Raw genomic sequence first — 14,754 nt, 5'->3', positions numbered from 1 at the left:
GTGGCGAAGACCGACTCCGCATTGCCGAGCGTCAGCGCCATGCCGGCACGATGCGCGCCGCGGATGTCCACGACTGCGATGATGACAGTCAGCAGTGCAAAACCTTCGGGGCGTTCGACAGTCGGTTCGTCATTGGGTCGCGGTGCTTGCCATGCGGCGCAGCCGCATCGAAGACGCGATACGATCGTGCGCGCAGTTCGTCGCCATCGCATCTGCACGTCCGATGTGCCGATGGCCAAAGCCGTTGCCACTGCAACGGCAATCGACACATCGCGCCGCAGACCCAAAACGAAAAACCCCTTGATCCTTCCGGATCAAGGGGTTTCGTATTCTGGCGGAGAGGGTGGGATTCGAACCCACGGTACGGGGAAACCGTACGCCTGATTTCGAGTCAGGTACATTCGACCACTCTGCCACCTCTCCGTTTTACTGCATTTCCCGGTTGGTCATGTCCGGGAAAGAAAAGATTATAAAACGATCTTTTCTGAGCTGGCAACCCCTTCCGCAAATTTTTTTGCGAGGGCTTCGGCAGCCGATTTCACGACGCCTGTGCAGGCGCGTCGATCCGCTCCATGCCGCCCATGTACGGACGCAGTACTTCCGGCACCGTGACCGAGCCGTCCGCGTTCTGGTAGTTCTCCAGCACCGCGACGAGCGTACGGCCGACCGCGAGACCCGAACCGTTCAGCGTATGCACGAGTTCCGGCTTGCCCTGCGCGTTGCGGAAACGCGCCTGCATCCGGCGCGCCTGGAACGCCTCGGTATTCGAGCAGCTCGAGATCTCGCGATAGGTGTTCTGCGCGGGCAGCCACACCTCGAGGTCGAACGTCTTCGCGGCCGAGAAGCCCATGTCGCCCGTGCACAGCGTGATCACGCGGTACGGCAGGCCGAGCTTCTGCAGGATCGCCTCCGCATGGCCGACCATCTCGTCGAGCGCCGCGTACGACGTTTCCGGTGCGACGACCTGCACCATCTCGACCTTGTCGAACTGGTGCTGGCGGATCATCCCGCGCGTGTCGCGGCCGTACGAACCGGCTTCCGAGCGGAAGCACGGGGAGTGCGCGGTCAGCTTGATCGGCAGCGCGGACGCGTCGACGATCGACTCGCGCACGGTGTTCGTCAGCGAGATCTCGGACGTGGAGATCAGGTATTGCGTGACCGTGTTCTCCGCGCCGCCCTTCTCGACCCGGAACATGTCGTCCGCAAACTTCGGCAACTGGCCCGTGCCGTAGAGGATCTCCGGGTTCACGATGTACGGCGTGTACGTCTCGGTGTAGCCGTGCTGCTGCGTGTGCGTGTCGATCATGAACTGCGCGAGTGCGCGGTGCAGGCGCGCGATCGGGCCGCGCAGCATCGTGAAGCGCGCGCCGGCGAGCTTCGCGCCCGTCTCGAAATCGAGGCCGAGCGGCGTGCCGACGTCGACGTGATCCTTCACCTCGAAGTCGAACTGGCGCGGCGTGCCCCAGCGGCGCGCCTCGACGTTGTCGGCTTCGTCGTTGCCGACCGGCACGCTTTCGTGCGCGACGTTCGGCATGCCCAGCATCAGGTCGGACAGGCGTGCCTGGATGTCGCCGAGCTTGGCTTCTCCCGCCTTCATCTCGTCGCCGATCCCGCCGACCTCGGCCATCACGGCCGACGTGTCCTCGCCCTTCCCCTTCATCGCGCCGATCTGCTTCGACAGGCTGTTGCGGCGCGCCTGGAGCTCTTCGGTACGGGTCTGGATCGCGCGGCGTTCCGCTTCGAGTGCAGAGAACGCGGCGATGTCGAGGGTGTAGCCGCGATCGGCGAGGCGCTTCGCGACGCCGTCGAGGTCTTTGCGCAGCAACTGGATGTCGAGCATGGGAGGACTTGGAAAATCGTTGTGTAAGACGGGAATTCTAACGCACCGCGCGGCCGCCACGGCACTGGCCTGATGGACGATGCCCGAAAACGGCCGGTCGTGGCAGTATCGCCATGCCGGCTCGCCTAAGCGGCCGGGGCGTCACATCGTGCCCAACCACATTGCGGACGGCGAAACGCCTGCACCGGCCGCACGCAACGCGTCGTACGACGCACCCGCATCCGCATCACCGCCATTCAAGGAACCCGATGGCCATCGAACTGGACAAGGATGTACGCGACCGCGCAATCGCGTCGCTGCAACGCTATTTCACAGAAAACATGGACGAGCCGATCGGCAACATCCAGGCCGGCGCGCTGCTGCATTTCTTCGTCGAGGAGATTGCGCCCGCGATCTACAACCTCGCGATCGCCGACGCGCAGGAACGCCTGCACGCGCGGGTCGCCGAGCTCGACATCGACTGCCACGAAGAACCGTTCGAGTACTGGAAGAAACAGCAGCCCGGCCGCAAGCGCTAACGCATCCGATACGGCGCCGGCCGGGCGCGCGTCGCCCATCAACCCTTCTTGCCAGCCTCGCGGTCGAGCTCGCGCAGCCACGCGAGCTTGTCGGCGATCTTCGATTCGAGCCCGCGCGGCACCGGCTTGTACCAGTGTGGCTCGCGCACCCCGTCCGGCAGGTACGTCTCGCCGGCCGCATACGCGTTCGGTTCGTCGTGCGCGTAACGGTACGCGTGGCCGTAGCCGAGTTCCTTCATCAGCTTGGTCGGCGCGTTGCGCAGATGTACGGGCACCTCGCGCGACTTGTCCTGCTTCACGAACGCCATCGCCTGGTTGAACGCGTTGTAGCCCGCGTTGCTCTTCGCCGCGCACGCGAGATAGATCACCGCCTGCCCGAGCGCGAGTTCGCCTTCCGGCGAACCGAGCCGCTCGTAGGTCTCGGCCGCGTCGTTCGCCATCTGCAGCGCGCGCGGATCGGCGAGGCCGATGTCTTCCCACGCCATCCGCACGATGCGCCGCGCGAGATACTTCGGATCCGCGCCGCCGTCGATCATCCGGCAGAACCAGTACAGCGCGCCGTCGGGGCTCGAACCGCGCACCGACTTGTGCAGCGCCGAGATCTGGTCGTAGAAGTTGTCGCCGCCCTTGTCGAAGCGCCGCGCGTTCAGCGTCATCGCACTGCTGACGAATTCGGCGTCGATCGTCGCGACGCCAGCCGACGATGCCGCCGTCTGCGCCTGTTCGAGCAGGTTCAGGAAACGCCGCGCGTCGCCGTCCGCATAACCGACCAGTGTATCGATCGCCTTGTCGTCGAATGCGAGGCCATCGAGCGCGATTTCCTGCGCGCGCTTCAGCAACTGGCGCATCTCGTCGTCGTCCAGCGACTTCAGCACGTACACCTGCGCACGCGACAGCAAGGCCGAGTTGACCTCGAAGCTCGGGTTCTCGGTCGTAGCTCCAATGAAGGTCACGAGCCCCGACTCGACGAACGGCAGCAATGCATCCTGCTGCCCCTTGTTGAAGCGGTGGATCTCGTCGACGAACAGGATCGTGTGGCGACCGGTGCGGTTCAGCGTGTCCTTCGCCTGCTCCATCGACTCGCGGATGTCCTTCACGCCGCCGAGCACCGCGGACAGCGCAATGAATTCGCAGTCGAACGCGAGCGCGGTGAGCCGCGCGAGCGTCGTCTTGCCGACGCCGGGCGGCCCCCACAGGATCATCGAATGCGGCTTGCCCGATTCGAACGCGAGCCGCAGCGGCTTGCCTTCGCCCAGCAAATGCGTCTGGCCGATCACCTCGGCGAGCGTCTTCGGCCGCAGCGCCTCGGCGAGCGGCCGGCGCGGCTCGACTTGAAACAGGTCGGACATGAACCCTCGCTCCACATCAAACGATGGCGGCCGAACCGGCCGCCGGACCCGACATTATGACAGCCGCGCAACGGCGCCGCCGTGCCCGGTGCCCGGTGGCTCGCGCCTGATGCCCGCGCCCGGTGCCCGCGCCCGGTGCCCGCGCCCGGAAACGACACGGGCCTGCCGTCGCCGGCAGGCCCGTTGCAGAAGAGAGGCGCGTGGCGCCGGTCAGCCGTTGATCACGTCGGCGCCCTTCGGCACGACGAACTTGAACGTATCGCCCTTCAGCGGCGGATTCGTCTGGATGTTCGTAAACGTCAGCAGCGTGACGTTGCCGAACACGTCATGCAGCTCCATTGCGGCGAGCGTGCCGTTCCGGAAACCGATGCCGATCCGCTGGAACTGCGTGTCCTGCGCCTTCGGCAGCATCTCGAGCCACTCGATGCCACCCTTCTCGCCGGCATCGCGCAGCGTGTAGTTCTTGTCGAGATCGTTGCTGCCGAACAGGATCGCGGCGGGGCTCGCGCCCAGCGCGCCGTTCAGCTTGCGCTCGGTGACCTGGTTCAGGTCGCGGTCGTACACGTAGAGCTTGTCGCCGTCGGCCTGCAGCACCTGCTGGTACGGCTTCTGGTACGTCCAGATGAACTTGCCCGGCCGCGCGAACACGAACGTGCCGCTCGAATTGTCGGTGGGCTTCGGCGCGGCCTGCACGGCGCTCGCGCCCTTGGCCGGCGCCTTGACGATCTGCTGCGTGAAGTCGCCCTTCGCCGAGCGCACCTGCGACACGAAGGCCTTCAGTTGCTCGGTGCCGCCCGCGAACGCGTGCGTCGCCGCGAGCATCAGCGATGCGCCGGCGAACGCCGCACCGAGCCAGCGCCGCGTCGAACGAAGAGACATTGCGAACGAATGTTGCTGCATATTGCGGTTTTCTCCGTGGGTGGCCGGCGCTGCGGGCGCCGCGGACTCATTCCGCGTCGCGCGCCGGCACAAGAATTTCGCGGTTGCCGCTCGACGACATCGCCGATACGAGCCCCGACTGCTCCATCTGCTCGAGCAGCCGCGCCGCGCGGTTATAGCCGATCCGCAGATGACGCTGCACGAGCGAGATCGACGCGCGGCGGTTCTTGATGACGATCTCGACCGCCTGGTCGTACAGCGGATCAGACTCGCCGCCGCCTTCGCCGGTTCCCGCGCCGGCCGAACCCTCGTCGCCGTCGGCGGTGCCGCCTTCGAGCAGACCCTCGACGTAGTTCGGCTCGCCCTGCTCCTTGAGCTTCTCGACGACGCGATGCACTTCGTCGTCGCCGACGAACGCGCCGTGCACACGCACGGGCAGCCCGCTGCCCGGCGGCAGGTACAGCATGTCGCCCATCCCGAGCAGCGATTCGGCGCCCATCTGATCGAGGATCGTGCGCGAGTCGATCTTGGACGACACCTGGAACGCGATCCGCGTCGGCACGTTCGCCTTGATCAGGCCGGTGATCACGTCCACGGACGGGCGCTGCGTCGCGAGGATCAGGTGGATGCCGGCCGCGCGCGCCTTCTGCGCGATCCGCGCGATCAGTTCCTCGACCTTCTTGCCGACGACCATCATCAGGTCGGCCAGCTCGTCGATCACGACGACGATGTTCGGCAGGCGGCCGAGCGGTTCGGGATCATCCGGCGTCAGGCTGAACGGGTTCGGCAGCTTCTCCTCGCGCTTGGCCGCGTCGTCGATCTTGTTGTTGTAGCCCGCCAGGTTGCGCACGCCGAGCTTGCTCATCAGCTTGTAGCGGCGCTCCATCTCCGCGACCGTCCAGTTCAGCGCATGGCCGGCCTGGCGCATGTCGGTGACGACCGGGCACAGCAGGTGCGGAATGCCTTCGTAGACGCTCATTTCGAGCATCTTCGGATCGATCAGGATCAGGCGCACCTGCTCGGCGGTCGCCTTGTAGAGCAGCGACAGGATCATCGCGTTGATCCCGACCGACTTGCCCGAACCGGTCGTGCCGGCGACGAGCAGGTGCGGCATCTTCCCGAGATCCGCGCACACGGGCTTGCCGCCGATGTCCTTGCCGAGGCTCAGCGTCAGCGCCGACGATGCGGCCGCATACACCTCGGAGCCGATGATCTCGGACAGGTGCACGGTCTGGCGGCGCTGGTTCGGCAGCTCGAGCGCCATGTAGTTCTTGCCGGGGATCGTCTCGACGACGCGGATCGACACGAGCGACAGCGAACGCGCGAGATCCTTCGCGAGGTTGACGATCTGGCTGCCCTTCACGCCGGTGGCCGGCTCGATCTCGTAGCGCGTGACGACCGGGCCCGGATACGCGGCAACCACACTCGCCTCGACGCCGAAATCCTTCAGCTTCTTCTCGATCAGGCGCGACGTGAATTCGAGCGTATCGGCCGAAATCGCTTCCTGCGTCTTCGGCGCGGGATCGAGCAGCGACACCGGCGGCAGCGTCGAATCGCCCGGCAGGTCGGTGAACAGCGGCACCTGGCGCTCGCGCTCGACGCGCTCGGACTTCGCCGGCGTGACGACCGGCGGCACGATCGTCACGGGTTCGTGATCCTCGATGCGCACGCGCTCCTCTTCGACCTTGCCTTCGCGGCGCACGGCCGCGGCCTCGCCGAGCTTGCGGTCGCGCTCGGCCTCGCGGCGCAGCTTCGCGACGTTGACGGCGGACAGGATCGCGCCGCCGACGCGCTCGGCGACCGACAGCCACGAGAAGCGGAAATACAGCGACAGGCCAATTGCGAGCGCGATCAGCAGCAGCAGCGTGCCGCCCGTGAAGCCGAACGCATGCGACATCGCACCGGCGACGGCCTCGCCGACGACGCCGCCCGGCGCACGCGGCAACTGCACCTTCAGCGACCACATGCGCAGCGCCTCGATGCCGTCGCACGCCAGCACGACGAGCACGAACGCGAAGATCTCGGTGAGCCAGCCGATCGGCCGCTCGGGTTCGTCGGGAATCGCCTCGTGGCGCGTGATGCGGCGGTAGTTGACGGCGATGCGCCGCCCGAGCGGCACGATCAGCCAGTAGGCCGACAGGCCGAACAGCAGCAGGATGATGTCGGCCGTCCACGCGCCGACGCGGCCGGCCCAGTTCGAGATGTGGTCCACCTGCGCGGCGTGCGTCCAGCTCGGATCGCGCCGGCTGTAGCTCAGCAGGGCCATCACCAGAAATGCGCAGAGCGCGACCTGGAGAATCCAGCGGATCTCCGTGAGGAGCTTCGACATCCGGTGCGGCAACGCCTGTGCCTGGGCGGAATAAGGAGCTTTTGCCATGAATCCGTATAAAGAGGACGGGCCGTGCGCCCGCCTGTCGTTCGATCCCGCTTATTGTAAACGCTGCACCGGGCCGCCAAGTGTAAATGACGGTTACATAACAGGGACGGGGTGCCGAACCGCGCGCCGCACGCGAGCGCAAGCCGGCCGGACGGCCGCTCCCTTGACCGGACCTGCGACAACGCACCGCCGCAAGCCGGCAGCCTGCCCGGCCTGCCGCGCCGGCGCGGGAGGCTCGCCGCCAAACGCTATCGGCACGATTGAAACTCTCGTTCGGCAACGCAGCAACGGGGCCTTTATAATGCGCGACTGATACCCATCTATGACGGCATCCCGGTCAACCCGGATCGTACGGCGAGCCTTACCCCGCCCGCCGCGGCCGCCTTTTACGGATTCGCACATGTCCACGCCCAAACACGCCAAAGTCCTGATTCTCGGTTCCGGCCCCGCCGGCTACACGGCTGCCGTTTACGCAGCACGCGCCAACCTGTCCCCGGTGCTGATCACCGGCATCGCGCAGGGCGGCCAGCTGATGACCACGACCGATGTCGAAAACTGGCCGGCAGACGCGAAAGGCGTGCAGGGTCCGGAGCTGATGGCGCGCTTCCTCGAGCACGCCGAGCGCTTCAACACCGAAATCGTCTTCGACCACATCCACACCGCGAAACTGCACGAGCAGCCGATCCGCCTGATCGGCGACTCGGGCGAATACACGTGCGACTCGCTGATCATCGCGACCGGCGCGTCCGCGCAGTATCTCGGCCTGCCGTCCGAAGAGGCGTTCATGGGCAAGGGCGTGTCGGCCTGCGCGACCTGCGACGGCTTCTTCTACCGCGGCCAGGAAGTCGCGGTGATCGGCGGCGGCAACACGGCCGTCGAGGAAGCGCTCTACCTGACGGGCATCGCGAAGAAGGTCACGGTGATCCACCGCCGCGACAAGTTCCGCGCGGAGCCGATCCTGATCGACCGCCTGCTGGAAAAGGAAAAGGAAGGCGTCGTCGACATCAAGTGGGATCACGTGCTCGACGAGGTGACGGGCGCGGATTCGGGCGTCACGGGCCTGCGCATCAAGAACGTGAAGACCGGCGCGAAGGAAGACCTCAACGTGCAGGGCGTGTTCGTCGCGATCGGCCACAAGCCGAACACCGACCTGTTCCAGGGCCAGCTCGAGATGAAGGACGGCTACATCCTGACGAAGAGCGGCCTGCACGGCAACGCGACGTCGACGAGCGTGCCGGGCGTGTTCGCCGCGGGCGACGTGCAGGACAACGTGTACCGCCAGGCGATCACGAGCGCGGGCACGGGCTGCATGGCCGCGCTCGACGCGCAGCGCTACCTCGAAAGCCTGCACGACAAGAAGTAAGCCGCAAGCCTTGCCGCGCCGGGCGCTACAATGGCGTCCGCTGCCGCGAAGCGGGCCCGACCGGAAAGCCGCTGCCGCCGCGCAGCGGCTTTTTTTTGCCCGCGCGCCCGAACGCGCCTGCCCTGCTACCGAATCATGGCGAAGAACCAGCCCCATCCGAGCGATCCCGCGAAGCGACAGATCGCCGCCCGTCCCGCGAACCCCGCGCCGGCCGCCGCGCCGCCCGCGCCCGATCCGGCCGCGTTGCGCGGCCAGGGCCTCGCCGGCCTCGGCGCGCTGCGCAAGTCGCTGCAAGGCGAAGCCGATCGCCGCGAACGCGAGCGCATCGAAACCGCGAAGGCCGAACGCAAGGCGGAAGCCGACGCGAACCTGTTCCGCAACGAAATCGGCGCGATCCGGCCGCTGAACGCGCCGTCGCGCGCGGCGTCCGGCCGCATGCCGCCCGACCCGGTGCCGAAGCAGACGCAGCGCGACGAGGAAGCCGTGCTGAACGCGACGCTGTCCGACGAATTCGATCCCGAAACGCTGCTCGACAGCGACGACTCGCTGTATTACCACCGCCCCGGCATCAGCCGCGACGTGGTGCGCAAGCTGAGGAGCGGCGCGTGGATCGTGCAGGCGCAGCTCGACCTGCACGGGATGCGCCGCGACGAGGCACGCGACGCGCTTGCCGAATTCATCCGCGAAGCCGGCAAGAAGGGGCTGCGCTGCCTGCGCGTGATCCACGGCAAGGGGCTCGGCTCGATCGGCAAGGAACCCGTGCTGAAAGGCAAGGTGCGCGCGTGGCTCGTGCAGAAGGAAGAAGTGATCGCGTTCTGCGAGGCGCGCGGCAACGACGGCGGCGCGGGCGCGGTGCTCGTGCTGCTGCAGCCGCTCGCGGCGCCGGCCGACCGGGGGCCGCGTGCCGCATCCTAGGCTGACGCTCGCGATCGCCGTACTGGAGGCGATCGCCACGCTGGCATTTGCGATTTCGGGTTTCATCGAGGCGCGCAAGAACCGCCTCGACTCGGTCGGCACGTTCGTCGTCGCGCTCGCCACCGCGTTCGGCGGCGGCACGCTGCGCGACATCCTGCTCGAGCGCCGGCCGTTCTACTGGGTCGTGCACGACGACTACGTGATCGCGATCTTCGTGCTCGCGCTGTTCGCGCCGTTCGTGCTGCGGATGCTGTCACGGCTGTCGGCCGAGCGGCTGCTGCTGGTCGCCGACGCGATCGGACTCGGCATCTTCAGCATCTCGGGCACGGCGATCGCGCTCGACGCCGAAATGCCGCGCTTCATCGCGGTGATGATGGGCGTGATCACCGGCGTGGTCGGCGGGATCATCCGCGACGTGCTGTGCAACGATATCCCGCTGATCCTGCGCGATTCGCGGCCGTACGCGACCTGCGCGTTCGTCGGCTGCTGGTTTTACCTGCTGCTCGTGTGGCTGCAGTTCGATTCGGTATACAGCGTGCTGCTCGCGACCGGCTTCATCCTCGCCACGCGGCTGGCGACGTTCAAGTTCGACGTGCGGCTGCCGCACTGACTGCCGCCGCAGCGCCAACCGCATCGCCAGAAACAAAAGGGGCCGCTCATTCGAGACGGCCCCTTCTCCTTCATTCAGCGCGAACGCCGCATCACGCGATCCGCTCTTCCGATGCCGGATCGAACAGCACGGCCTTCGACACGTCGAACAGCAGCGACTGCGTCTGCCCCGGCTGCGGGTTCGCGGCCGGATGCACGCGGCTCACGATGCGCTTGCCGTTCACCTGCGCGAATACGTGCGTGTCCGGCCCGGTCGGCTCGGTCACGTCGACGCGCACGTCGATCGGCTGCAGGCTCGACGCCTCGCCGTTGTGCGCGTTGCGTGCGTCGGTGATGCGCTCCGGACGCAGGCCGAGGATCACCTCGCGGCCGACGTGGCCGTTCATCCGCTTCGCGTCGAACGGCAGCTTCAGCGCGCTGCGCGCGAGGCCCGTGTCGATCTCGAGCGCGATCCCGCTGCCCTGCTCGACCAGCTTGCCGTTGATGAAGTTCATCGGCGGCGCGCCGATGAAGCCCGCGACGAACAGGTTCGCCGGCGAATCGTAAATCTCCTGCGGCGCGCCGAACTGCTGGACCACGCCGTCCTTCATCACCGCGATCCGGTCGCCGAGCGTCATCGCCTCGATCTGGTCGTGCGTCACGTAGACGATCGTCGTGCCGAGGCGCTGGTGCAGCAGCTTGATTTCCGCGCGCATCTCGATGCGCAGCTTCGCGTCGAGGTTCGACAACGGCTCGTCGAACAGGAACAGCGAAGGATCGCGCGCGAGCGCGCGGCCCATCGCGACGCGCTGGCGCTGGCCGCCCGACAACTGGCCCGGCTTGCGGTCGAGCAGGTGCTGGATCTGCAGCATCTGCGACACGCGGTCGACGATCTGCTGCTGCTCGTTCTTCGGCACCTTGCGGATGTTCAGGCCGAACGAGATGTTCTCGCGCACCGTCATCGACGGATACAGCGCGTACGACTGGAACACCATCGCGATGTCGCGATCCTTCGGCGACAGGTCGTTGACGACCTTGCCGTCGATGCAGATCTCGCCGCTCGTCACGGTTTCGAGCCCGGCGATCATGTTGAGCAGCGTCGATTTCCCGCAGCCCGAACCGCCGACCAGGATCAGGAACTGTCCGTCCTCGATCTCGATGTCGACACCCTTCAGGACCGGCACCCCGTTCGGGTAGGTCTTGTACACGTCACGGATGGAAAGGCTTGCCATGCTGTGAATCCTCTGTCTCGTCTCGCGCGGCGCTACGGCGCCGCGTCGGGTTCGTTTCGATGCGCCGCGCGACGTGCGCGGCCGGTTCGTCGTATCGGATAAGGCCGCGCCTACCCCTTCACCGCGCCCGCCGTCAGCCCGCGCACGAAGTAGCGGCCGGCGACGATGTAGACGAGCAGCGTCGGCAGCGCGGCGATGATCGCGCCGGCCATGTCGACGTTGTACTCCTTCACGCCCGTCGACGTGTTGACGAGGTTGTTCAGCGCCACCGTGATCGGCATCGAATCGACGCCGGAGAACACGATCCCGAATAGGAAGTCGTTCCAGATCTGCGTGAACTGCCAGATCAGGCACACCATGAAGATCGGCAGCGACACCGGCAGCAGGATCTTCGTGAAGATCGTGAAGAAGCCCGCGCCGTCGATACGCGCGGCCTTCACGAGCTCGGACGGCACGCTCACGTAGAAGTTGCGGAAGAACATCGTCGTGAACGCGATCCCGTACACGACGTGCACGAACACGAGGCCGGGAATCGTGTTGGCGAGGCCGAGCATCCCCTGCAGGCGCGCCATCGGCAGCAGGATCACCTGGAACGGGATGAAGCAGCCGACCAGCATCATCGTGAACAGCGCGTCCGCGCCGCGAAAGCGCCAGTGCGTGAGCACGTAGCCGTTGAACGCGCCGATCAGCGACGAGATCAGCACGGCCGGGATCACCATCTGCAGCGAATTCAGGAAAAACGGCTTCATCCCGTCGCAGCGCACGCCGGTACACGCGCCGCTCCACGCCTTCACCCACGGCTCGACGGTCCAGCTGGTGGGCGGCGTCAGCAGGTTGCCGGTGCGCAGCTGGTCGAGGTCCTTGAACGACGTCGACAGCATCACGTAGATCGGGAACAGGAAATACAGCGCGAACAGGATCAGCGCCGCGTAGATCACTGCCCGGCTGATCGTCATCTTAGGCTGCATTGCGGGTGCTCCTCGATTCCATATACATCAGCGGCACCAGCACCGCGACCACGGTCGCGAGCATCATCACCGACGACGCCGCGCCGAGCCCGAGCTGGCCGCGGTTGAACGAAAACGTATACATGAACATCGCCGGCAGCGACGACGACGTACCCGGGCCGCCCGCCGTCAGCGCGACGACGAGGTCGAAGGTCTTGATCGTGATGTGGCAGAGGATCAGCAGCACCGAGAAGAACACCGGGCGCATGCTCGGGATCACGATCTTGCGGTAGATGGTCGGCAGCGTCGCGCCGTCGACCTGCGCGGCCTTGAAGATTTCGGCGTCGACACCGCGCAGCCCTGCCAGGAACAGCGCCATCACGAAGCCGGTCGACTGCCACACGGCCGCGATCACCACGCAGAAGATCGCCTTGTCCGGATCGTCGAGCCAGCCGAACGAGAAGCTCGTCCAGCCCCAGTCGTGCATCACCTTCTCGAGACCGAGGCCCGGGTTCAGGATCCATTGCCACGCGGTGCCGGTGACGATGAACGACAGCGCCATCGGGTACAGGAAGATCGCGCGCAGCGCGCCTTCGTTGCGGATCCGCTGGTCGAGCAGGATCGCGAGGAACAGCCCGAGCGCAACGCAGACCGCGATGAACGGAATCCCGAACCAGCCGAGGTTCGCGGCGGAGGTCCACCACACGTCGTTCTGGAACAGGTCCGAGTAACGGCCGAAGCCGTCGAATTCGTAGTTCGGCAACAGCCGCGAGTTGGTCAGCGACAGATAACCGGTAATCAGGATGAAGCCGTAGATGAACACCACGGCGATCGCGACGCTCGGCGCAAGCACGAGCTTCGGAATCCAGCGATCGGCGAAGGCCGACATCGGCGACGTACGCCGTGCGGCGGTATCACCGGATCCGTTTCCGCTAAGAGGGGCAGCCACTTGATTCGACTCCTGGAACGAGGGCGGCGCAGGCCGGGCCGGCGCCGGGTACGGCGCGGGCCCGCGGGCGAGCCCGTTTGCTGCACTTGCAAAAACGCCCGGCCGATGAAGCGTGTCCGGCCGGGCGCCTGTCGCGCGTTACTTGACCTTCGCGGCCTTCGCGAGCGCGGCGACCGCGCTCTTCGAATCCTGCTGCGAGTTCATGAACTTCGTCACGACGTCCGTGATCGCGCCGGCGGTCGCATCGCTCTGCGCCATCCCGTGTGCGAGCGACGGCACGAAGCCGCCCGACTTGATCGCGGTCTGCTCGTCCGCATACGACTTCTTCGCGCAATCGTCGAACTTGTCCATCTTCACGCCGAGGCGCACCGGCACCGAGCCCTTCAGCAGGCTGAACTGCTCCTGGAAGTCCGGCGTCATGATCGTCTTCGCGAGCGCGATCTGGCCCGGCGTCGCGGCCTTCTCGCCCTTCTGCTGGAAGAACACGAACGAATCGACGTTGAACGTATACGCATTCGCCGTACCCGGCACCGCCGCGCAGATGTAGTCCTTGCCCGCCTTCTTGCCCGCGTTCTCGAACTCGCCCTTCGCCCAGTCGCCCATGAACTGCATGCCGGCCTTGCCGTTGATGACCATCGCGGTCGCGAGGTTCCAGTCGCGGCCGTTACGGCCCGTATCGAAGTAGCCCTGGATCTTGCGCACCGTGTCGAACACGGACAGCATCTGCGGCGACGTCAGCGTCGCCTGGTCGAGGTCGACCAGCGCCTTCTTGTAGAACGCCGGGCCCTGCGACAGCACGACGTCTTCCCACAGCGTCAGGTCCTGCCACGGCTGGCCGCCCATCGCGACCGGCTGGATGCCCGCGGCCTTCAGCTTGTCGGCCACCGCGAAGAATTCAGGCCAGGTGGTCGGCACCTTCGCGCCGATCTTGTCGAGCGCGGCCTTGTTGATGTACAGCCAGTTCACGCGGTGCACCGAGAACGGCGCGGCGACGGTGTGGCCCTTGTACTTGATGATCTTGTCGATTTCCGGCGGCAGGTTCTGCTTCCAGTCTCCGGCGGCGGAATCGATGTTGACGAGCACGCCCTGGTCGGCCCAGTCCTGGATCAGCGGGCCCTTGATCTGCGCGGCCGACGGTGCGTCGCCGCTGATCACCTTGGTCTTCAGCGCGGTCATCGCCGCGGCGCCGGCGCCGCCCGCGACCGCGAAGTCCTTCCACACATAACCCTGCTTCTGCACGTCGTCCTTCAGCACGCCGACGGCCTTCGACTCGCCGCCCGAGGTCCACCAGTGCAGCACCGTTACATTCTCGGCTGCCTGCGCCGCCACGGCGCCAGCCATCAGACCTGCCGCGCAGAGCGCGCCCATGATCGAGCGAACTTTCATTACTTATCTCCTCCAGACTGAATCAACTCGTGAGGTTCCCTGACCGGGAACCGGCTTCTTGATAACGACGGGGAAATCGAGCCGCGGGACGCATGCAGCGTACGGGGCCGATGACCGGCCGGGCTCTTACAGAAAGCGTGAATCGAGATTCAACGGTGTGTCTCCTCTTTGTGTTTCTGGCCCGCCGCGATGATGCGACGCGAGCCCGGGGCCAACGGTGCGCGGACGATGCGCGCCGTCAATGTCCGATAACATTCGGCACAAGGCGCTCCCGAAGGCGAAGCTCGCGCAGTTCATCGACCGCACTTCTTTTTTTCTTCACCCAGGTGCTACCCCTTGCGGCGGATTGTAGTTAAACTACAATTCAGTGTCAAAAATATTTTTATCGCACTACGGATCGCTTCCAAGCAC

Annotated in this window: 12 protein-coding genes and 1 tRNA gene; 4 read left to right on the top strand and 9 right to left on the bottom strand. The window is 66.1% G+C overall.

Annotated features, from left to right (window positions below):
• Window positions 1-332 precede the first annotated feature (332 nt).
• Together OEJ37_RS13150 and serS are read right to left on the bottom strand one after the other, a co-directional pair.
• Window positions 333-423, bottom strand: a tRNA-Ser gene (locus OEJ37_RS13150).
• A 115-nt stretch (window positions 424-538) separates the two neighbouring features.
• On the bottom strand, window positions 539-1,840 hold the full coding sequence (serS, locus tag OEJ37_RS13145; RefSeq protein ID WP_034182968.1) for a serine--tRNA ligase: 1,302 nt from the start codon (window positions 1,838-1,840) through the stop codon (window positions 539-541).
• Window positions 1,841-2,088: 248 nt separating this feature from the next.
• Between serS and OEJ37_RS13140 the strand changes: the two genes are divergently transcribed.
• The gene (locus tag OEJ37_RS13140; RefSeq protein WP_111017623.1) at window positions 2,089-2,358 is read left to right on the top strand and encodes a DUF2164 domain-containing protein; all 270 of its coding nucleotides are present in this window, start codon (window positions 2,089-2,091) and stop codon (window positions 2,356-2,358) included.
• Between the two features lie 38 nt (window positions 2,359-2,396).
• Here OEJ37_RS13140 and OEJ37_RS13135 read toward each other — a convergent pair whose 3' ends face one another.
• From OEJ37_RS13135 to OEJ37_RS13125, 3 genes are all read right to left on the bottom strand, one after another.
• Entirely contained in the window at window positions 2,397-3,707 is a 1,311-nt protein-coding gene (locus OEJ37_RS13135) for a replication-associated recombination protein A (protein ID WP_175947534.1), read from the bottom strand.
• 210 nt (window positions 3,708-3,917) lie between these two features.
• Window positions 3,918-4,607: an outer membrane lipoprotein chaperone LolA gene (lolA, locus tag OEJ37_RS13130; RefSeq protein WP_152855478.1), complete on the bottom strand. Its 690-nt coding sequence runs from the start codon at window positions 4,605-4,607 to the stop codon at window positions 3,918-3,920.
• Window positions 4,608-4,653: 46 nt separating this feature from the next.
• Entirely contained in the window at window positions 4,654-6,963 is a 2,310-nt protein-coding gene (locus tag OEJ37_RS13125; protein ID WP_174417798.1) for a DNA translocase FtsK, read from the bottom strand.
• Window positions 6,964-7,363: 400 nt separating this feature from the next.
• Here OEJ37_RS13125 and trxB point away from each other — a divergent pair, with 400 nt between their 5' ends.
• The 3 genes from trxB (at window position 7,364) to OEJ37_RS13110 (ending at window position 9,851) form a co-directional block, all read left to right on the top strand.
• Window positions 7,364-8,326: a thioredoxin-disulfide reductase gene (gene trxB, locus OEJ37_RS13120; RefSeq protein WP_152855479.1), complete on the top strand. Its 963-nt coding sequence runs from the start codon at window positions 7,364-7,366 to the stop codon at window positions 8,324-8,326.
• Between the two features lie 135 nt (window positions 8,327-8,461).
• A complete protein-coding gene (locus tag OEJ37_RS13115) occupies window positions 8,462-9,241 on the top strand; it encodes a Smr/MutS family protein (protein WP_263344488.1) in 780 nt (259 codons plus the stop codon).
• Window positions 9,228-9,851, top strand: coding sequence for a trimeric intracellular cation channel family protein (locus OEJ37_RS13110; RefSeq protein ID WP_175918959.1), 624 nt, complete (start codon window positions 9,228-9,230; stop codon window positions 9,849-9,851). The genes OEJ37_RS13115 and OEJ37_RS13110 overlap by 14 nt, the downstream gene beginning before the upstream one ends.
• Window positions 9,852-9,942: 91 nt before the next feature.
• Here the strand turns inward: OEJ37_RS13110 and OEJ37_RS13105 are convergent, their stop codons facing one another.
• From OEJ37_RS13105 to OEJ37_RS13090, 4 genes are all read right to left on the bottom strand, one after another.
• Window positions 9,943-11,061 carry an ABC transporter ATP-binding protein gene (locus OEJ37_RS13105; RefSeq protein WP_131947152.1) on the bottom strand — a complete coding sequence of 373 codons (1,119 nt, stop codon included), beginning with the start codon at window positions 11,059-11,061 and terminating at the stop codon, window positions 9,943-9,945.
• A 110-nt stretch (window positions 11,062-11,171) separates the two neighbouring features.
• Window positions 11,172-12,029 carry a carbohydrate ABC transporter permease gene (locus OEJ37_RS13100; protein WP_072436117.1) on the bottom strand — a complete coding sequence of 286 codons (858 nt, stop codon included), beginning with the start codon at window positions 12,027-12,029 and terminating at the stop codon, window positions 11,172-11,174.
• On the bottom strand, window positions 12,019-12,957 hold the full coding sequence (locus tag OEJ37_RS13095) for a carbohydrate ABC transporter permease (RefSeq protein ID WP_174417800.1): 939 nt from the start codon (window positions 12,955-12,957) through the stop codon (window positions 12,019-12,021). Before OEJ37_RS13095 ends, OEJ37_RS13100 begins: the two co-directional genes overlap by 11 nt.
• A 138-nt stretch (window positions 12,958-13,095) precedes the next feature.
• The gene (locus OEJ37_RS13090; RefSeq protein WP_152855482.1) at window positions 13,096-14,343 is read right to left on the bottom strand and encodes an ABC transporter substrate-binding protein; all 1,248 of its coding nucleotides are present in this window, start codon (window positions 14,341-14,343) and stop codon (window positions 13,096-13,098) included.
• Window positions 14,344-14,754: the final 411 nt, after the last annotated feature.

It is taken from the genome of Burkholderia sp. BKH01 (assembly GCF_025685725.1).
GTDB lineage: Bacteria > Pseudomonadota > Gammaproteobacteria > Burkholderiales > Burkholderiaceae > Burkholderia > Burkholderia pyrrocinia_C.
Note: the sequence above shows the minus strand (reverse complement) of the source record. Positions and strands in the feature narration are given on the sequence as shown.